Origin of the sequence: Mesorhizobium sp. (assembly GCF_004962925.1) — a bacterium.
Taxonomy (GTDB): Bacteria; Pseudomonadota; Alphaproteobacteria; order Rhizobiales; family Rhizobiaceae; genus Mesorhizobium.
Window position 1 is genome coordinate 29,907 of the sequence record NZ_SUEO01000006.1, and the last position, 19,193, is coordinate 49,099.

The window sequence follows — 19,193 nt, forward strand, 5'->3', positions numbered from 1 at the left end:
CAAGTATTAGCGCGCAGATAAGTGCGATTGCTGCCAGTGCGGTTCTGGACAACGGCTTACGCGGTTCGCGGTTTTGCAACACTGAATCGGTCCGCTCTCTGTTCGAAAACGACGGAGGGATCAAGACACTTGAATCCATTATACGCCGTCTTTGGCCGGAGGCCACCCAGACTGGGCCGTCGGGGGAATGTTGTCGGACGTCAGTTCACCCCGTTTGAGTCTTCTAATGGCTTCGTTGGCTTCGACTTCATCCAGCCCGGAAAGCGGCATGCCGTCAACTATGACGGCTTCCTCGCTCTCGCCGTCATAGATTTCCCACAGACCTTCCGAATCCTGTCGCTTGTTGTAGGTGGTTGGCATGGCCACTCCCTAAGGTGGTCTGAAGATCAGCTAGATGCCGCTATTGGACACCTGCTACCCACTCCCGAGCTTGGGCCTTTTCGTCCTTCGGGAACACCCTCGCCTCGATCTGCGGGAAAAGCGCGCCGTCATCTCCGTAGCTGCCTTGATCCGCTGTTTTTCGGACACCACTGCGGCACGCTGGAAGCGGTGGAATTCGCCAAGTTTGCTCAAGCCGTACTGCAGGTCGCGGCGCAAAGCGTCGCCCGTCATATCCTCCAAATCCGTAAGGTCGGCCAGGACGCCTATCTCCTCATGTTCGCTCAGCTTCTCTTCGATGGCCGGGATGACTTTGTCGTAATCCTGCGCAGTCACGGTACCGACTACGCGAAATGCGGCGACATTCTCAGGAGCAGAAATAACCTCGATCACTTTTTCCTCCTTTCGAATTTGGCTTCAGGGGTTATCCCGAACAACTCAAGCCGCCCATAGATGTTCCCTGGTTTAACAGTTTTGCGATCCTCATTTGACACTCATGAGCCGGCGCAATGTCACAGGGACGATCGCACCAAGCCTAAGATGTTAATCGGCCGATTTCTTCGGCGGGCTCCCGGATCGCATGGGTGACGACGGTATAGCGCGTGATCGGACCTTCATCGGGGTCTTCTCCTTGAAAGTGAACGTCCGCGTTCACCGGTAGCCGGCTGTTGTTGCCGAACTCCTTAACTGCGGACGCGCGGACGAGTTGGATGTCCGGGTTCTGCTTCATGACGTTTATTGCCGCAAGCTCGGCAGTACTGCTGCCGCCAATGCGCCAGCTGGCTTCGAGCACACCGGATCGCCAGACACCCGACGAATCGACGCCCTGGCCGATATCGTAATTGCGCCGCGAGGCGAAAAATCCGGGATAGTCAGCCATCGCCGCGTCATAGGCCCTCGCCTGCACCGTTGCCAAAGCCAGTGCGCGAGGAAGCTGAAGGTCTTCGAGAGCTTCCCATCCGCCGCGCACTACAATGAGATCGGATCCGCCATAAACGGATTGTCCCGCATTATCGGTGGTCGTCCTTTGAGTGCCGTAATACGCGACCATGATCTCATCGATTTCCGTTCTGCCGACGCTCAGCGTGACGATGTCGCGGAGGTCCGCTTCGAGCACCAGACCGCACTCGTCCAAGTCGGAGGAGCGGTACCGCTCAAGCAGCCTCTCGACGTCAGCAACGGTCCGAACAATGCGTTGGTCTTGGCCTCGCGAGGAAAGCGGCGGCTTAAGCCGGGCAACCCCGAGCCTCAGCAGACGTTCGGCCGCCCGCAGCGCATCGTGCCGCGAAAACACCGTGTAGCCAGGCAATACTGCCGCGCTGACAGTTCTGCCGAAGCCGGTTGACCATTCTTTCGGTCGTTTGGCCAAGCCGTCCACCAGTTCATGGGTTATGGCCTTGGTCATTGCGAAACGCCAAGGCACCACGCCGCCGAAGAGGTCTTGCGGTCCGCCGATACCCAGCCGTGCCGCATCGGTGACAAGCAAGCTGTCGTCGGGCACGAAATACAAGCCGCCGCCGTTGCCGCTGCTGTTGCCTAGGCCGCGCCGGAAGGCAAATCCCTTGAGGATTGCAATCGTGCGGGCAACGGCAGCCACGGCTTCCCGTTCGTGAGCGTAGAGGGGCTCGCAGCCCGGCGCTGAGAATGCGATCACCGTTCCCTTTGCCTCGCTAGGCTGAGTGCCTTTGTGCTCGGTCATGTCGCTCGTTCTTTGTGCTACCTCGTTGTGGCCGCGGGTTGCCCGCGTTGCGGTCTGCTCTTCGCTCCGAACCGAGACAACGCAGAAGATGGCAGAAACGTTCAGTCTGGCTTGGCCGGCCCGCCATCTTCTGCGTCGTCTCGAACGATATCCATGGGAACCGCTTCCCAGAGCGCACGATTAGAGAGGATAGACCTCAGGTTCAGGTCGTGTCTGAAGGTGAGCGCCTAGTGGCGAAATTCGAAAACAGTATCGGGTAAATTCGGTGACGTTGCTTGTTCAGCCGCGCCTGATCAACGATCCCTTCTCGGATGCCGGGCTTCTTCTGGATTTCCGATTCGGCAACCGGGCGATGCTCTTCGACATTGGTGATCTGTCGCCACTTTCGCCGCGCGAAATCCTGCGCGTCAGCCACGTATTCGTATCACACATGCACATGGATCACTTCGCCGGCTTCGATCGGCTCCTGCGGTTATTTCTATACAGGAATAGAACAGTGCATTTCTTCGGCCCGCCTGGGTTGACCGAGGCCGTGCAAGCCAAGCTCAGCGCCTACACGTGGAATCTCCTCGACGAACAGTCCCACGACTTCATGATAGCGGCCTGCGACTGGACGCCGACCGGATTTCGTCATTCCCGCCTCTTTCGGGCGCGATCGGGCTTCGCTTGGCAGGATACGGCCTCAACCCCAGCTGAGGGAAATATCCTGCTCGATGATCCCGATTTCCGTGTCGAAGCAGCGATGCTCGACCACGGCGTTCCATGCCTTGCATTCGCGTTTCAGGAAAAGATTCGGGTCAATGTGCAAAAGCCACAACTGGAAGCGTTGGGTTTGCCTGTCGGACCTTGGTTGAACGAAGCCAAGCGTGCGGTCCGGCGCGGAGCTGATCCGGAAACGACACTCGCCCCGACCGCGGATCGGCATATCTCGGTCGGAGAACTCCTCGGTGCCGGAGCCCTGAGAACCGGTCCCGGACAGAGGATTGCCTATGCGACCGATCTCGCGTTCAACGAGGCAAATCTCGCGCGTGTCGTTGCGCTTGCGCACGGCGCGAGCCAGCTGTTTATCGAAGCGGGCTTCCTGCAGGAAGATCGGCGGCTGGCCGCCGCGAAGCGGCATCTCACGACGGCCGAAGCCGGCACTATCGCGCGGCTTGCAGGTGTTGAGCATGCCGTGCCGATGCACTTTTCTCCTCGCTATCTCGGACACGAAGATGAGCTGCATGCGGAGTTCGCGGCAAATCTAGCCGCCGGAAACGCCTTTCAACCGGGGACAATGAATACCGACATGTAAGCAACAGCCGCATGATCCGCGTTTTTGATCACTTGCGTTGAATACCGCTGCGGGCCGTTCGCCGACGTCGTCGGGCAAGGATGACGGGAAGGGTGACCGGTCGAAAATCCCAGCTGTCGACGCCTGCGTCGTACTGGCGTGTAACCGGGGTCAATTTGCCGTGGGAATGGCCATGCAGATCGATCGATTTCTTGCCAATCTGATTCCAGGTGCGAAAAGGATAGTGGCAAAGGATCAGCAACCTGCCGTCTATCGTCAGCTCCTTATAATGTTGTGTGCTGGCCCAACCTGCGGCGCCGATAGTCGCTGCGCCATCGTTGTTGCCGATAATCAAGTGCTTCCGGCCATGAAGAGACGACAGGAGCGATGAAACGAATTCGGCCGATCCCTTCGCGAAATCGCCGAGATGCCAGATCTCGTCGTCCGGGCTGACGGTTTCGTTCCAGAGCGAGATCAGCGTTCGATCGTGTTCTGCCAGCGAGCCGAACGGGCGACGATCGATACGCAGTATGCGGGGATCGCTGAAATGTGTGTCGGCCGTGAAATAGATCATCGAGCAGCTCTTGGCTTAAGCCTGTCTTCCCCAACGCGACGCGATGGTGGGCAAGCTAAGATCATCGGTCACCCGCAGGCAATCTCGACAATTGTCCGAGCGTCCTCATCGTAGCTGATGTTCATCCGGGCCCAGCCGAGATCCGAGATGCGGGCGCATGTCGAGCAGTGGATGCGCCAGATAGCTTCCTTCGGCGCATCCGGCATTTCAGTGAGCGGTCGACCGAGAAGATGCTGGTAACGGGACGCCTGACACTGATCTCCGTAATAGTATCGCTGCGGCTGGCCGGCGACTTGCGCGACCCAAATCGCGGGATTTCGCGGATGGTTGCGTATCGTCGAGCCTTCCGGCGCCCAGTATGTGAACGGCGGCGCAGGGTCGGCCTCGATCACGATCCGCGGCTCCGCCAATTTCACTGGCGTGCTCGAGATACTCTGCTGTTGTTCAGGGGATGCGGTACATGCCGACACGAACAGAGCCAAGCAGGCCGCTCCTGCAATGAGTGATTTCATAATGCTGCCTGGCCTCCTTGAAGCAGCGTCGGTCTGCTCCCTGGCTGGCACCTGATCGCCAAATCCAGCCGACAATGTGGCTGGGAGATCGCCTTCGTGGCGTGACCTTTGCTGCGCGGGGTGGGTGAGATCGCAAAGGCCAGTGGACAGGGCAGCAGCAAGTCCGACAGCAATCAACATTTGAGGTGGCCAAGAAGATCAGACGCGGCTAACATACTGCCGCTTTGGAGAGTGTCGTGCGTACGAGACGTTTCAGAAAGCCGATTGTCGTTCAACCTGGCCGGATCGACCGCGACAGGGTTGTTTTGTCGGTCTCCGACGCGGCTGAAGTGCTGCTGAGGGACTGGCCGGCGCCAGCCTCCAAGACGCGGCTCGCTGCAATCGAGGCCTGCCTTGCTGTTATTCGCGGCGAAAAGCCGCCAAGGGTCGCGCGCCAGGCGTTCATCGTCGCGGCCAAGGATGCGAGAATCCTGCTCGGCGAACAAATCTAGATCGGCGCTGTCAGGCAGAGCCCCGTTGAGGCAGCTCGATCTCTTCTTTGACCTGCCGCTGTAGATCGTCTCGCGCGCGCTTCGCCTCGCCGCGAGGTGCCTCCGATTGTTTCTGTCTGTCCAGTTCGTGTTCCACCGTATCGCGCGAACCTTCTGCCGGATCCTCTTGCGGACGGTTGTTGTCCGGCTCGGCGGCTTGATCTAGTCGATTGTCCTTTCTGCCCTGATGACCATCAGGACTGCGCTCATCGGCGTGCTCGGTATTGTCTGTGCTTGAGCCTATCCGATCTCCGTCAATTGTTTCGTCTGGCATATTGGTCATACTCCGGCTCCCCGATTTTGGCTGCGCGAAACCTTGAAAAGTGCGTCTCGCCTTTGGCGCGTGTTTCGTTGATGAGGCCAACGGCAGATTTGCAGCTTAGTTCCATCCAACCTGGCTGGGGACTAACCGCCACCAGATGTCGGCCGAACCAAGCACTTCCAAGCCTGCGATTATTGTCGCGTCCGGCCGCGACAAAACCGTCGCTGAGGGAACCTTCAATTCCCACCAGGAATAAGGCCGGACAGCCAATTTCGAGGGAGAAATGATCATGGCTAACGCCCAGCAGGAACTGGCCGAATTCGTCATCAGCAAGGCCTTCAATCCGGTCATGCGAGCGAAACCGGATGGAAAATCCGATACCGACCGCAAGTCCCTGGAGCACGTGCAGCAGGCGACCAAGGCCGAGATCGAGCGCTATCGCAATTATTTTGTTCACTGTCGGCAAAATGGAAACATGCCATGAAATCGATCACTGAAATCTACGCAACTGTGAGGCGTGAACGGCCTGCGATACATCGTTCCGTCATCAAGGTGGCAAGCAAATGCCCGGCCTGTCCGATGTCAGTCAGAAACAGGCGATCGCTGAACTTACGGCTTCGTAGAGCCGCGCTAATACTCAGAAACGTGGGCGGAATTGATTTGGATGCGCGAGTTGATGGCTCACTCCCAGGCGCTGACCGAATGCCCTGCAATCACAAACGGCTAAATGGGACCGGTTCCGACCCATAAGAGCGCCCGGAAGAAACCATGGCGCCAGTGACGGCTCTGGTCAGGCCAGGAGGGAACGATCCGGTCCGCCATGAGTTAGCAAATCGTGATGAACACCATGGAACCCCACGGACGCGCGATGGCCGATGCCATGAAGCGCATCAAGCGGACCGAACTCGCGCTTGAACGTACAGAAAAAATGCTGGCCGAGAATATCGCGCTGTGCAGCAGGATACGCGCGCAACGGTGTCTGGTCGAGGCCGCATACCGCTTGGTGGAGATAGGTCGTCCGGCCAGCAATGAAGATGGGCTGAAGGCCTAGCCGTGGGGGAGGCCTGCCGTCCTCCTGCAACGCAGGATATCGAGCGCTTCCGCGTCAGGCAAAATCCATTCAAGAAGCTGTCCGATGAAGTCGTTCCCGTAATGGCCTACCTTCGCCAGATTGGCTTCCAAGGATCCCTTCGCTTTCCCTTCGATAACAGCACGCCGGACTGTTGGATTCGAACGAGCGACGGTGACGAGCGCGGAATTGAAGTGACAGTAGCAAAGGCACGGGAGCGCGTTCTCCTGGCCAAGGAACTAAATGAGACGGGGAGCGGTCGCGGTTATTTGGGTCTGCCAGACGATCTCCACAAAAAGTATTTGAGGAGAAGCTCGCTAGAGGACGCACGATGTTTACGTCCGACGCTGCACTCAGCAGCATCGGCGCGGCTATCAAATCATGCCTAAGCACATGTGGGATTGCTTCCAGTTTCAGGCGAAACGGCAAAATCGCGCCCTTGTTCCGGAATTTAGCTCGTCGGCTCGCCCAGAGACGCAGCCTACTCTTCCCGGAATGCCCGTTGGACTTGGTCCGCCAAAGGTTTCACGAGATAGGACAGCATGCTGCGGCTGCCGGTCGAAAAGAACACCTCGACGGGCATTCCAGGCGCCAAGGTCAGGCCCTTGAGCCTGGTAAGCTCTGTGCGCGGCAAAGCAACATGCACGGTGTAAAAGCCGGCGCCTGTTTTCTCATCGAAATTCAGGTCGGCGGAAATCTTGCCCACGGCACCGTTCAGCTCCGGTGTTGTTTGCCGATTGAATGCCGACAGCCGCAAGGTCGCGCTTTGCCCTGGCGTCAATTGATCGATATCTTGGGGTGCCACGTGCGCCTCGACGGTCAGGTCGTCGGTCACCGGGACTATCAGCATGATGAGTTCTCCCGGAGAAATCACACCACCGACCGTATGTACGCCGAGCTGATGAACGACGCCGGTCTGCGGACTGCGAACGTCGATACGCTTGAGCTGATCTTCAGCCGAGACCTTGCGCTCGACGAATTCAGAGATCCTTGCCTGGACGTCACGTAGTTCGGCCGCCACCTCGCTGCGCAAATCCTGGTCGATCTGAATGATCTGCAAACGGATCTCCGATGTACGACCCTTCGATTGCGCTATGGCCGCAGTCAGTTGCCCGTGCTCACCTTTAAGCCGCACGGCATCGCGTTCAAGCGCAGTTATGCGATCAATTGAAACCAGCTTGCGTTGCCAAAGTCTGCGCATGCCTTCGAGCTCAAATCCGATCAGCTTGATTTCCTGGCTCTTGGCATCTCTTTGCTCGGTCAGGCCGGAAACTTCTTCGGCAAGCTGCGCGATGCGCTCTTCCAACTGAGCCTTCTGGCCGGCGCGTGCCTGTCGGCGAAATTCGAACAGTGATTGCTCGCCGGCCATCGCCCGACCAACCTCAGGGGCATCCTGCCGTGACACAAGCGAAGCTGGAAAGGTGATGCTTCCTTTGCCGTCGCGCTCGGCCTCAAGGCGAGCCAGTCGCGCCTCGAATTCGTCCAAGCTCTTCGTGACGATCGCCAAATTGGCCCGAGTGATCGTCTCGTCGAGGCGGATCAAAACCTTGCCCGATTGCACGGCATCACCTTCCCGGACGAAGATTTGACCGACCACGCCACCGGTCGGATGCTGGACTTTCTTGACGCTGGAATCGACGACCAATTTTCCCGAAGCGATAATGGCTCCGGAGAGCGTGGTGACGGCAGCCAAACTCCCCGCCCCGCCGACCAGCAGGATGCAGGTTGCGACACCGCCAAGCAGATAGCGTCGAATAGTGCGATCCGCCGCGAATATCGTGCGTTGCGCCATCAGGATGCCGTCTCTTCAAGCCCGCCATCACCAGAACCTGATCCAGGCTTGCCAGCGCGCTCGGCCGGTGTGCGACCACGATGGCAACGCCGCCTCGAGCGCGGACATTTTGAATTGCTTCCGTCAACGCGGCCTCGCCTTCCGCATCGAGGTTGGAGTTAGGCTCGTCGAGAATAACAAGAAACGGGTCACCGTAGAGAGCCCGTGCAAGCGCCACCCGCTGCCTCTGGCCAGCCGAAAGTGCCGATCCGGCCTCGCCGATCCGCGTCTCATAGCCTTCCGGAAGATGAATGACGAGATCATGAACGCCGGCCGCGCGCGCAGCCGCCAGTATCTTGTCCGAGGGCGCTTGCGGTTCGAAGCGCGCGATATTCTCGGCAATGGTGCCGTCGAACAATTGCACATCCTGCGGCAGATAGCCGACATGGTTGCCCAGCTCTTCCGGCGACCACTGGTCGAGCGTTGCGCCATCCAGCCTGACGGTTCCACGAACGGGGAGCCATATACCGGCAATAGCGCGCACGAGCGATGACTTGCCAGAAGCGCTCGGCCCGACAATACCAAGGCCGACGCCCCTTTCCAATGCAAAGGTGGCGTCTTGCACGACCAAACGGCGCTCTCCCGGCGGTGTGACACTGATATTTTCGACCGAAAGAGCAGATCTCGGTGCAGGCAGCGAGACACTTATGGCAGTTTCGGGAAGCAGGACCAAAAGCTGGGTCAACCGGGTCCAGGCCTGGCGGGCGGTGACGAAACCCCTCCAGTGCGCGATAGCCAGTTCGATTGGTGCGAGCGCCCGGCTCATCATGATCGAACTGGCGATCATGATGCCGCCAGTCGCTTCCTGATGGATGACCAGATAAGCGCCTATGGCCAGGATACCCGATTGCAGCATCATGCGCAGGATCTTCGAGATCGTTCCGAGTGTCCCGGCAAGGTCACTCGCCGTGGCATTGGTGTCGAGATAGTCAGCATTGATCCCTGACCAGCGCTCGGCGATGCGTGATCCAAAGCCCATGGCCTGCAGAACCTCGACATTGCGACGTGTCGCTTCGGCAAGCGTGTTGCGTGCCGCCGCTTGACTGTTTGCCTTTCTGGCGGGCTCTCTGGTGCGAATTTCGGCAAGCAATGTCAGGCTGAAGAGAATCACCACGCCGGCCAGCGCCGTCATGCCGATCCAGAAATGGAACAGGAAGCAAATTGCCAGATACAGCGGCATCCAGGGTAGGTCGAAAAGCGCGGTTGGACCGGCGCTCGACAGAAACGATCGCACCTGATCGAGATCGCGCAAGGATTGAAGCCCGTCGCCTGCGACCTTCGTGCGCAACGGCAAACGCATGAGAACGGCATAGACCTGTCCGCTCAAGCGCGCGTCCAGCGCCATCCCGATGCGCACCAGCAGCCGCGATCGGATGAGTTCAAGAACGCCCTGAAAAACAAAGAGCGTGCCGGCAAACACGGCAAGTCCGACGAGCGTCGGCACGCTGCGGCCAGGTATGACGCGATCATAGACCTGCAGCATGAAGAACGAGCCGGTCAACGCCAGAACGTTGACGACGCCGCTGATCAAGGCAATTGCGGCCAACGCGCGACGGAAGGAAGCCAGAACTGCTGCGAAGGTCGTTCGCGGCGGCTCGGATGGATGGGGATGCGACATCGCCTTCACATCAGTCCCGGTTCAGGCTCAGGCGGCAATGACCGCGCCCGAAATCAGGCCTGATGACGAACGTGTCCGTGCCGAGCCCACCGTCAGGTGTTACGCCTAGATAATCCAATCGTTCAACGCATAGGCATGGATGTAGTCAATCTGCATTTCCGCCGGCGTCGCAAGCCCGTCGGCAGGCGCTCCCGCGACGCCACCAACCGCCAGATCGACCAGCATATACATCGGCTCGTGCATATCGGCAGGCGTTGCGGCACGAGCAACTTCGACGTCATCGAAATACCAAACGAGTTCGTCTTCTGTCCACAGCACGCCATATGTGTGGAACCCTTCGGTATCCGAGGCATACGCCGTCGAGGTCACTGTCGTCTGAGTCCCCGTCTCGTTCGAGTGGCTCGTCAGCACGAGCTTGTTTGGATCCTGACCGACCATCTCCACGACGTCCAGTTCCGGTGGCCAGGAGCCGTCTGCCGGGAGAAGCCAGAAGGCCGGCCATACACCCTGTTTTTCGGGCATGTCGGCCCGAATTTCGAAATAGCCGTAGGTCTGCGCGAAGGATTCGTAGGTCGTCAGCAAACCCGACGTGTATTGGTAGTTGTTTATCTCGGGCCGGATCGCCGCAGGAGCCTTGGCGGCGGTAATCGTAAGAATACCGTCGTCAACGCTGAACGGGTTGACGGAACTTGTCGGGGCGTAGTTGGTATCGATATACCATTGAAGCTCTTTGTTGCTCGTGAGCGAGCTGCCGTTTGCGTCCCCCCACCAGAAATTCGAGTCCCAGGTGCCGCTCGAGCCATTCCACAGGTCCAGCGTATCGAATTCGTCCGAAAAGGTGAGTTCCAGAGCTGACCTGTCCACGGCCAGCTTGAACTGACTTGCGGTAAGCTCGCCGATGGTCTTGTTGGCGAAGACGAGAAACTCGCTGTCGGACAGATTAAGTCGGACATTCGCTCCCGACTGGACCATGTTGACGCGCACCTCCTCGAAGGAGGTGAAGCCGTAGCTCCCGACGCGCACGGTATCCTGAGCGCCAAAGTCCAGGATCAGATCACTGCCGTTGCCGGGGTTCACGACGAAAATGTCCGCCCCTGATCCGCCCTTCAAAACGTCATCGCCCTGTAAGCCGTCGAGCGTCTGTTGGCCGGAGCCGCCAGTAACGATGTTGTTCAGCTCGTTTCCGAAAGCATAGCGTTTGTCGCCCGTGACCGTCAGGTTCTCGAAATTCGCTGGGAGCTTATAGCTCATCCAGGTCGAGATGGTGTCGACACCCTCGCCGGGCCGCTCAACCGCCTTGTTTTTCGAGGAATACAGATAATAGATATCATCGCCCTTGCCGCCATACATTGTGACGGTGACGCTGCCGTCCCCATATATCGAGTCGTTGGACGTGCTGCCATAAAGTGTTGGGCTGGAATTCGTCGCTGAATACCACTTTACGGAGGACCCGCTGTAGGGAAGTGGAACGCCCTTGGCGTTCAGTACCGTGGCCATCCCGGTCTTTTCTCCTTTATCTCGCCTCGATGGCAGCCCTAACATTTATCACGGCAAAAGGAGCCAGTGCGTTTTGGCTTTCGACTTAGGAGAGTTACCAAACGCTTAACACGCCGTAGGACCGGTGTGCGAAATCCGGATCCCAGTCCCAAGCACCGGGTTGCAATTCTCGGTCTCGACATCCGGAGGATCCGACCTTGCCGCGCAATACTGAGCGGCGCGACAAGGTCAGCAGCGACCTATTTAGCTGAACCCAATAGAACGTCGAGATCGACCGCGTCTGCCATCGCCTTGTATCCCGCGTCGTTGGGATGAAGATTATCGCCGCAGTCGTAGTCGTCGCGCAGATACCCTGGCTTGGCCGGGTCTTCCATCACCTTGTCGAAGTCGATCACGCCATCGAAGCCGCCACCGGTGCGTATCCATTCGTTCACAGCTACCCGTTTCTTTTCCTTCTCGGGTGTGTAGTAACCCTCGGTGGGAAGTCCTTTGAAGGTGTCGGCGAAGGGGGTCAACGTCGCGCCTACAATGCGTATGCCATGGGCATGCGCGCGGTCGATGAGCTGTTTGTATCCGGTGATGATATCTTCGGCGGTCGGTTCCTTGTCGTCCGGCGTGATTGCATTTTCGCCGGGCCAACCGATATCGTTGATGCCCATCATCACGACGACGGTCGAGACTTTTGGATGGCTCAGGATATCAGAATCAAAACGCGCCAGAGCATTGACACCCATACCGTCGGTCAACACGCGATTGCCCGAAAAAGCTTCGTTAACCACCGCGACCTTGTGGGCGGTCTCCTGCAATCGCTTGGCGATATGGTCTGGCCAGCGGTTGTTGGCGTCGGGGGTCGAGCAATTCCCATCCGTGATGGAATCCCCGAAAAACACGATCGCTTGGGATTCCGGCGCGGCGTCAACCCATATGTCGCTCAGAAAAAGGCGTGATTTGAGTGTGCTGACCGCCTTGAACGCCGCGTCGTTTGTGAAATTTCCCGGGCCGGAGATGTAGGCGGTTTGCACACCATCCCAATGCACCGATGACAGCGCCGTCTTCTTCGGCAGGAAGATGCTGACCGAGATTTGGGAAAGCGCTTCTGCCGGGAGGTCGACGGGATCGCTGAGGATCGGGGCTCCCGGCGGAACGACCGCAGAACTCTTGCCGCCCCATGTGAGGGGCTTCAGGGTCGCCTGATCGACGTCGCCGTCCTTGCCTGCTATTCCGACGCTGCCGGCACCGATAGTCAGCGGCTTAGCGCCGAAAGCATTCGATAGGACGACCCGGACGGTATTGCCGCCAACGCTGATGCGGGCAACTTGGCGGACGGTCTGATTCTCCAATACCTCCGGCACTCCAAAAGGCGCAGGAAGATCATCCGACCAACGCGGAGCAGGTGTGGCAGCCCAACTGGTGATCCAGGTTCCCGTTTCGGCGCCTTGTGCCCCGAAACCAACCGTCGCGGAACCGGCCGCCACAGCGGCGCATATCAGGATAGTCTGACGCAGGCGCCGTTTCCTCCCTGCTGCGGGAGAAAGCACCGATGAAAGTTCACCTGCAAAAGTGAAACACCTATTGAACCGCATTTTCATCTCCTCCTCGAGACATGCTGGTAATGCCGCCGCCGGCCTAATTATGACGGGCTTCAGAGGAAATGAAATTGAACTTCCGTTGCGATCTTGGACCAGCGCCAGGAGCAAGATGCCGTGGCAGAGGGATGCCGCCTGCCTGCTTCTTGCGAGCGGCGGACTGAGCAGGCCGTTCGACCGTGACCGCGGTACTATATCAAAGTCATCGCTGCGGTTCGGTTGAAGGCCTCCAGAACCAGACTTGGCGTGCGGAAGGCGTCAGCTTTGCCCCAAAAGTGCACGCGCTAACTCTTGCCATTCCTCATCAAGCGTCAAGGTCGACGGCGCGGCGCCGCAGCGACGATACCAATATTCCGCATTCGATTGATCGCCTTCCTTGCGATGGACGTAGGCATGCACGCGCATACCCGCGGTATCGTCGAGCGCCTGCGCGCGCTCGTGCGCTTTATCCCAATCGCCCTTTGCATCCCACCACAGCGCCTCCAGGGCGGGGCTCAAGCCGGCGGGCGGCTGTAATTGCACAATCGAATCGCTGAAGGCTTGCAGATCCATCTCTCTACCGACGTAATGTACGTGGGCGTCGCCGATGATAGTGTAGCCCCGAATTCTCCAACAGCGAAGTCGTGCCGTGCACGGCAAAGAGGCGGTGCTCTTTGTGCCTGCCATTGTCCAATCTCGGGCGGTACAAAAGCGCCGCCGATTACGGTTCGCTTCCTTGCGGTAACTGATGGCCGGTGAGCTAGGACCCGAGCCCATCGGATCACACCGTGAGGCTCACATTCATTCGGCTCCCGCGATCAACTGATCGTTATCTCCGTGCCGGCATGGTGATGAGGCCTGTCACAAGCCGCTCGTATTGATGGCCATAATTCTCGCCGAGAATTATAGAGAGGACTTCCATGCGTATTCCAGCCAGCGCAGCAATCTTTTTCACCATATCGACATCGGCTCTCGCCCAGGACGCCGGCGCGACCGCCTCCAGTGCCGTCTACGGGCCTCGGCTGGAGGGCTTCAGCTATGCCCATCCGGTCAAGATCTACCGCTTCGCTTCGCAGCGCCAGCCCATCGAAATGGCTTATCTCGATGTTCCAGCGCGCGGGAGAGCGAACGGCAAGACCGTCGCGCTGTTGCACGGCAAGAATTTCTGCGCCGGAACCTGGGAAGCGACCATCGACGTGCTGACGAAGGCGGGATACCGCGTCATTGCGCCGGACCAGGTCGGCTTCTGCAAGTCCACCAAGCCGCAGAAATATCAATTCTCGTTTCAGCAACTGACCACCAACACCGCTGAGCTCATTAAATCCCTCGATGTGTCACGCGTCATTCTTGTCGGCCATTCCATGGGCGGCATGCTGGCAGCGCGCTACACCCTGCTGTTTCCTCAAACCGTGGAGCGCCTGGTGCTGGTGAATCCGATCGGTCTCGAGGACTGGCAGGCGAAAGCTGTCCCCTATGCCACTCTCGACACGGCCTACGCGAACGAACTGAAAACCAGCTTCGCCAGCATCAAGGGCTACCAGCAGCGCTTCTACTACAATGGCGACTGGAAGCCGGAATACGACCGTTGGGTGAGCATGCTGGCTGGCATGTACGCCGGCCAGGGCAAGGAGATAGTGGCGTGGAATCAGGCCCAAACCTCGGACATGATCTTCACCCAACCTGTGATCCATGAGTTTGGCAATATCTCCGTCCCGACAACGCTGATCATCGGAGGCAAGGATCGCACAGCCCCGGGCAGCAATCGCGCCAGCGCGGAGGTCGCGAAGACGCTCGGCCAATATCCAAAACTCGGGCGCGCCGCAGCCGCGGCCATTCCAAACGCGACGCTCGTGGAGTTCTCAGAGCTTGGACATTCACCACAGATAGAGGCACCTGGCGAGTTCCACTCAGCACTCGTGGAAGCGATAAAGTAGCGGCCTGCCCGGACTTTGGCTCGACGTGCGGGAACGCCCGTCGTGGCATTCCGCTGCCCGAAGCCATGCAGCAGTCGCAGCATCGCTCGGTGAAACCGCCGTCCTCTACTACAACGACAACGCCCCGATCGAGATCGCCGGCTGCCCACGCATGTGGCAATTCAGCCGTTCATCGTTCGATCACCGCGATCTAGGACATACCGCTATGGTGACATGGCACCGGATCTCCAGGGCTGCCACCGGTATACCACGCAACGCTAAAATTGCCTCCGGTCGCGGTGGCCACCTGCAACTGGAACCATGACGGGCATTGCTGTGACGAACAGGATATAAGCCTATTTGGCAGCAAGCTGGTTGATGAAAGCCCCACCGTCATGAAGCCAATGAACGAACAACATCTCGCAGTTTTACGCCGACACATGGTCGAGATGATTGCGATCCATACGGACCTTGCAAGCGACGAACTCGGCAAGGCGGCGCTCGATGAACGGGTGATGGCAACGATGCAGCGGGTGCCGCGCCATCTCTTCGTGCCAAGCTCAGTCGCTCCTTATGCCTATCAGGACATGCCACTGCCGATCGGCTTCGACAAAACCGTCTCGCAGCCGTTCATCGTCGCTCTCATGACCGATCTCCTTGCTCTTCAACCGCGCGAGGCGGTGCTTGAGATCGGCACTGGCCTGGGCTACCAAACCGCAATCCTCGCGGAACTCGCCGGGCACGTTTGGAGCGTCGAAATCATCGAGGAATTCGCGAGCCATGCCGAGGCTCTCCTGCAGGGCCTCGGTCTATCCAATGTCAGCATTCGTGTCGGAGACGGGTCTCGCGGCTGGCCCGAGCACGCCCCGTTCGACAAGATCCTAGTCACCGTGGCGGCTGGGCGGGCGCCGTCGGCTTTGCTTGAGCAGCTCAAGCCGGGGGGCCGCCTGGTTATACCTGTGGGGCCCGAGCAAGGGCAGTTGCTGACGGTCATCGACAAGGATTCGGTAGGGCAACTGAAGACCCGCAAACTCATCCCAGTTCGGTTCAGCCGGCTCGAAACGGTCTAATGAGGGTGCGGACATCGGGCCCACAGGGTCAGCAACTTAGCTATACTAGAGGACGCAGGTCGCGCGTGGATCGTTTCTAACCCGACTGTGCCCGTGACAGCGCCTCGCCCTGGCCCATCTGCGTCGTACACGACAAGGTAAGGGGGTCTCGGCATTATGTTGGACGACGCGGCTGCGGCTGTCATCGCCGGGGTGTCGCCGCTCCTGCTGAACAATTTGGTTCAACGTTTGGCGTAAGGGCGACATTTCAGGCCTCACCTGCCACAGTCGCGAGCTCGAGGCGGCGAATGGGATGAAACCAGGACGATCGACAGGCAATCCCTCAGCCCTCGCACAGCTGCCACCAATCCGCTGCCAGTGGCTCAGGCATCTCTCCACTAAAAATCTGCCAAAGCAGTGCTAGGCCGCGGCGCCGCGCGGCCGCGCCAAATCGTTCGTTCCCTCCGGATCGGGCGCTCGGCCATAGCTCATCTTCTTCATCTGCTCGATCACCCGGGCCATCTCCTCGTCGGAAAGGACCGGCGGCTCGCCAAGGGTAAGCGCCTGGACATACATGCGCGACAGGGTTTCGACCTCGTTCGCCAGCCACAACGCGGCTTCCATGGTCTTGCCGAGCGAAATCTGCCCGTGCTGGCCGAGCAGGCAAGCGAGGCGATCCTTGAGTGCAACCAAGGCATTGTCGGACAAGGCCTGCGTGCCAAAGGTTGCGTAGCCCGCGCAGCGGATGGTCGTACCGCCCGCCACTCCTGTCATATAGTGGAAGCTCGGGATCGTCTTATGATGGCAGGCCAGCGTCGTGGCGTAGAGCGAATGACAATGCAGTACGACGTTGATCTCCTGCCGCTCCCTCAAAATGTCACGGTGGAAGCGCCACTCCGAGGAGGGTCGTCGGCCGACATAGGTACCGTCAAAGTCCATCTCGACGATGTCTTCGGGAGTCATCGTTTCGTAGGGCAGCGACGAGGGCGTGATCAAGAAACCGTCGCTGGAGCGCACCGACAGGTTGCCGGCATTGCCCTGGTTGATACCGCTGGAGTTCATCCGGCGGCAAACATCCACCATCTCGCGGCGCAGAGCGCTGTCATCAGTCATCGATCGTTCCTTTTGCTGGTCTTGCCCTGTTGCAAGTTGTTTCGCTTCGCCAGTTCGCGCCACCGCCGTGCATAGGCTGCGAGCGCCTGACGATCGCCGGCAAAGGCGGCCGGTAGGCTGAGTGCGATGGGAGCCGGCGTGTCACGAGTTTCATGTTCGCCAAGTAACGCCGCGCCCGAAGCGGTGCCGTAGGAGTCGAGGTTGTAGACCGTTTCGGCGTTTGGCCGCAGCGCGGCAACCAGTGTGGCGTAGAGCGGATCCCTCAGGAAGGCGCCATCCAATGCAACCAGCCCGTTTTCGTTCAGCGCATCGATACATCCCACCGTCAGCAGCGCGGCATAGAGCACCGCGAGCGCCTTGCGCTCTGCAGGGGTTTCTGCAGGCGGCCCTTCAAACCGGCCGCGCCCAGCGCTGCCAGGAAACAGGCCGTCATCGTCGCCGAACGACGGCAATGCGAAAGTGCCCCGCTCAATCAGCAAACTGACCAGCGCAGCGTCGGCTGCATTTCCTTCTTGCCCCTGCCCTGCCACATGACTGAACTCACGTCCGCCCATGGTCAAAACGCCGCCGACCGGGCGTCCCGTCACGTCGCTGTTCAGCACCATTCCACGATTTTCATCGAGTTGGTCGAAAGGTGTCGCCGCGCACATTCCGACAATCCAGGTTCCGGTCGAGATCACGCAGGCGTCGCGCATGCCTGCTGCCTGATAGCGGTAGAGGTTCAGGCTGCTGTCGTGGCCGCCGGTCAGAACAGCCAGCTTTTCCGGTATGCCGTGCCGGCGCGCCAGATCCTGGCGGATTGGCCCAAGCGTCTCCCAGGCCGAATGGAATGGTGGCATGAGGCGCTGCCACCCCTGCCCCGCCACAATGGGTGACCAGTGCTTGCGCACATTGTTCCACAGATGTGATTGTGCCGAGAGGATCGTCGTTTCAGCCGATGGCACACCTGACAGCCGCCAGGCCCAATATTGGGGCAAGCCGAGATACCAACGAGCCTGAGCGACGCGCTCCGGATCAACCTGATGCATCCAGTACAGCTGGCGCGCCTGGTGGGCGGCCTTCAGCATGATCGAGCTGCCGCGATCGAAGAAATCGCCCGAAAGCGGCGCGTAGCCATCGCGAATTGCAGGCGGCAGGTCCTGCTCATAGTCAATCATCGGCAGGGCGGAAGTGTCGTCGGGATCTGCGTTCACCAGAACCCCCGCGGAGCCATGTCCGGTGCCGACCACCTTTTCCAACGGATGACGGCGGCACAAAGTGGCGAGCGAGCCGAACAGCCAGTCGCTAATGCCATTGAGATCGTGGTGCTGCCAAGGCGGACCGGGCCGCACTTCGTTGCTGACGCAGAGGCTCTCCGCAAGCGTGCCGTCGAACGTCATCGCGGAGAGCTTTATGTTGGTCTTGCCGACGTCGAAGACCGCGATCCTCGCGCCGTCCACCTTCTGCCCGTCACCCATCGTGTCAGATCAGACCGTATTGGCGAGCCTTGTTGCGCAGGAACGGCAAGCCATTGCCCATCACTTCGGCCTCGTCCTTGGCGACTGGCCGCCAGACCGAGAGACCGTAGGAGACTTCCGGCGGCATGTTGATGAAGCTTTCCATGGCAAGTCCGCCCTTGAAGCCGATCGCCGCCAGCGTCGCGTAGATCTCGTCCCAGGGGCAGTTGCCGGTGCCTGGTGTGCCGCGGTCGCTCTCGGACAAGTGGATATATTTCAGGTGATCGCGTGCGGCCAGAATGCCATTGGCGGCCCCCTTCTCCTCGATGTTCATGTGGTAGGTATCGAGATGAACAAAGATGTTGTCGGCCCCGACCTTCTCGACCATCCAGACGGCCTGCGCGCCGGTGTTGATCAAATGGTTCTCGTAGCGGTTCACCGCCTCGATTCCGAGCTCGATGCCGCGCTTCTTGGCGTGCTTGGCGGCGACGGTCAGCACATGCGCGATGTTGTCGTATTCCTTCTCGGTCGGTGGCAGGCCGGTGCGTTCGCCGATACCGCCGAAAATCACGCCGGAAAGCGCCAGCGCGCCCATCTCGGCGGTCTTGTCGATCGCCACTTCGAGATGTTCGATGGCAGCATCCGGCCGCACCGAGGCCCAGGCGCGCTCCGGCAGGCCAAGCGAGCAAACGGCAGGAAGATTGTGCTTTTCGAGCAAGGCGCGTGTATGCGCGGCATCGACCGCCAGCGCGTTCAGAAGCGCGATCTCGATAAAGTCCATCCCGTATTTGACCGAAGCCGCGATCGCCTTCTCAGCGCCGGCCCGATCCCAGTTCATCGTCCACATCGAGGTGTGGACCCCAAAACCATGCAT

General features: G+C 59.4%; 19 protein-coding genes and 1 pseudogene. 6 read left to right on the forward strand and 14 right to left on the reverse strand.

Features of this window, described 5'->3' with window-relative positions:
- Positions 1-138 precede the first annotated feature (138 nt).
- The 3 genes from E5W87_RS03060 to E5W87_RS03070 all read right to left on the reverse strand — a co-directional run bounded on the left by E5W87_RS03060 (position 139) and on the right by E5W87_RS03070 (position 2,077).
- A complete protein-coding gene (locus E5W87_RS03060; RefSeq protein ID WP_292393859.1) occupies positions 139-360 on the reverse strand; it encodes a hypothetical protein in 222 nt (73 codons plus the stop codon).
- A 54-nt stretch (positions 361-414) separates the two neighbouring features.
- Entirely contained in the window at positions 415-771 is a 357-nt protein-coding gene (locus tag E5W87_RS03065; protein WP_292393861.1) for an STAS/SEC14 domain-containing protein, read from the reverse strand.
- Between the two features lie 142 nt (positions 772-913).
- The gene (locus tag E5W87_RS03070) at positions 914-2,077 is read right to left on the reverse strand and encodes a DUF3182 family protein (protein WP_292393863.1); all 1,164 of its coding nucleotides are present in this window, start codon (positions 2,075-2,077) and stop codon (positions 914-916) included.
- A gap of 265 nt (positions 2,078-2,342) precedes the next feature.
- Here E5W87_RS03070 and E5W87_RS03075 point away from each other — a divergent pair, with 265 nt between their 5' ends.
- Positions 2,343-3,371: an MBL fold metallo-hydrolase gene (locus E5W87_RS03075; protein WP_292393866.1), complete on the forward strand. Its 1,029-nt coding sequence runs from the start codon at positions 2,343-2,345 to the stop codon at positions 3,369-3,371.
- A gap of 28 nt (positions 3,372-3,399) precedes the next feature.
- Here the strand turns inward: E5W87_RS03075 and E5W87_RS03080 are convergent, their stop codons facing one another.
- Positions 3,400-3,924, reverse strand: a complete 525-nt coding sequence (locus tag E5W87_RS03080) for a metallophosphoesterase (RefSeq protein ID WP_292393868.1) — start codon at positions 3,922-3,924, stop codon at positions 3,400-3,402.
- Positions 3,925-3,992: 68 nt separating this feature from the next.
- A complete protein-coding gene (locus E5W87_RS03085; RefSeq protein WP_292393870.1) occupies positions 3,993-4,436 on the reverse strand; it encodes a hypothetical protein in 444 nt (147 codons plus the stop codon).
- A 236-nt stretch (positions 4,437-4,672) separates the two neighbouring features.
- Here E5W87_RS03085 and E5W87_RS03090 point away from each other — a divergent pair, with 236 nt between their 5' ends.
- Positions 4,673-4,927, forward strand: a complete 255-nt coding sequence (locus tag E5W87_RS03090) for a DUF982 domain-containing protein (protein WP_095486599.1) — start codon at positions 4,673-4,675, stop codon at positions 4,925-4,927.
- A 10-nt stretch (positions 4,928-4,937) separates the two neighbouring features.
- On the opposite strand, the gene E5W87_RS03095 is transcribed toward E5W87_RS03090, so the two are convergent.
- The gene (locus tag E5W87_RS03095; protein WP_292393873.1) at positions 4,938-5,249 is read right to left on the reverse strand and encodes a hypothetical protein; all 312 of its coding nucleotides are present in this window, start codon (positions 5,247-5,249) and stop codon (positions 4,938-4,940) included.
- Between the two features lie 268 nt (positions 5,250-5,517).
- On the opposite strand from E5W87_RS03095, the gene E5W87_RS03100 reads away from it, so the two are divergent.
- Together E5W87_RS03100 and E5W87_RS03105 are read left to right on the forward strand one after the other, a co-directional pair.
- Positions 5,518-5,712, forward strand: a complete 195-nt coding sequence (locus E5W87_RS03100; protein ID WP_292393875.1) for a hypothetical protein — start codon at positions 5,518-5,520, stop codon at positions 5,710-5,712.
- A 354-nt stretch (positions 5,713-6,066) separates the two neighbouring features.
- On the forward strand, positions 6,067-6,279 hold the full coding sequence (locus E5W87_RS03105) for a hypothetical protein (RefSeq protein WP_292393877.1): 213 nt from the start codon (positions 6,067-6,069) through the stop codon (positions 6,277-6,279).
- Between the two features lie 499 nt (positions 6,280-6,778).
- Here the strand turns inward: E5W87_RS03105 and E5W87_RS03110 are convergent, their stop codons facing one another.
- The 5 genes and pseudogenes from E5W87_RS03110 to E5W87_RS03130 all read right to left on the reverse strand — a co-directional run bounded on the left by E5W87_RS03110 (position 6,779) and on the right by E5W87_RS03130 (position 13,381).
- The gene (locus E5W87_RS03110; protein WP_292393879.1) at positions 6,779-8,089 is read right to left on the reverse strand and encodes an HlyD family type I secretion periplasmic adaptor subunit; all 1,311 of its coding nucleotides are present in this window, start codon (positions 8,087-8,089) and stop codon (positions 6,779-6,781) included.
- A gap of 22 nt (positions 8,090-8,111) precedes the next feature.
- Positions 8,112-9,746: pseudogene (locus tag E5W87_RS03115) on the reverse strand (type I secretion system permease/ATPase); the annotation flags it as partial.
- 105 nt (positions 9,747-9,851) lie between these two features.
- Positions 9,852-11,243, reverse strand: coding sequence for a family 16 glycosylhydrolase (locus E5W87_RS03120; protein ID WP_292393881.1), 1,392 nt, complete (start codon positions 11,241-11,243; stop codon positions 9,852-9,854).
- Positions 11,244-11,482: 239 nt separating this feature from the next.
- Complete coding sequence (locus E5W87_RS03125) at positions 11,483-12,832, reverse strand: SGNH/GDSL hydrolase family protein (protein WP_292393882.1); 1,350 nt, start codon at positions 12,830-12,832, stop codon at positions 11,483-11,485.
- A 255-nt stretch (positions 12,833-13,087) separates the two neighbouring features.
- Positions 13,088-13,381 carry a hypothetical protein gene (locus E5W87_RS03130; RefSeq protein ID WP_292393884.1) on the reverse strand — a complete coding sequence of 98 codons (294 nt, stop codon included), beginning with the start codon at positions 13,379-13,381 and terminating at the stop codon, positions 13,088-13,090.
- Between the two features lie 518 nt (positions 13,382-13,899).
- Between E5W87_RS03130 and E5W87_RS03135 the strand changes: the two genes are divergently transcribed.
- On the forward strand, positions 13,900-14,742 hold the full coding sequence (locus E5W87_RS03135) for an alpha/beta hydrolase (protein WP_292393886.1): 843 nt from the start codon (positions 13,900-13,902) through the stop codon (positions 14,740-14,742).
- Between the two features lie 374 nt (positions 14,743-15,116).
- Positions 15,117-15,791: a protein-L-isoaspartate(D-aspartate) O-methyltransferase gene (locus E5W87_RS03140; protein ID WP_292393953.1), complete on the forward strand. Its 675-nt coding sequence runs from the start codon at positions 15,117-15,119 to the stop codon at positions 15,789-15,791.
- Between the two features lie 399 nt (positions 15,792-16,190).
- Here E5W87_RS03140 and E5W87_RS03145 read toward each other — a convergent pair whose 3' ends face one another.
- The 3 genes from E5W87_RS03145 to E5W87_RS03155 all read right to left on the reverse strand — a co-directional run bounded on the left by E5W87_RS03145 (position 16,191) and on the right by E5W87_RS03155 (position 19,193).
- Positions 16,191-16,883, reverse strand: a complete 693-nt coding sequence (locus E5W87_RS03145; protein ID WP_292393888.1) for a class II aldolase/adducin family protein — start codon at positions 16,881-16,883, stop codon at positions 16,191-16,193.
- Entirely contained in the window at positions 16,880-18,262 is a 1,383-nt protein-coding gene (locus E5W87_RS03150) for an FGGY family carbohydrate kinase (protein ID WP_292393891.1), read from the reverse strand. The genes E5W87_RS03145 and E5W87_RS03150 overlap by 4 nt, the downstream gene beginning before the upstream one ends.
- An 82-nt stretch (positions 18,263-18,344) precedes the next feature.
- Entirely contained in the window at positions 18,345-19,193 is an 849-nt protein-coding gene (locus tag E5W87_RS03155; protein WP_292393893.1) for a sugar phosphate isomerase/epimerase, read from the reverse strand.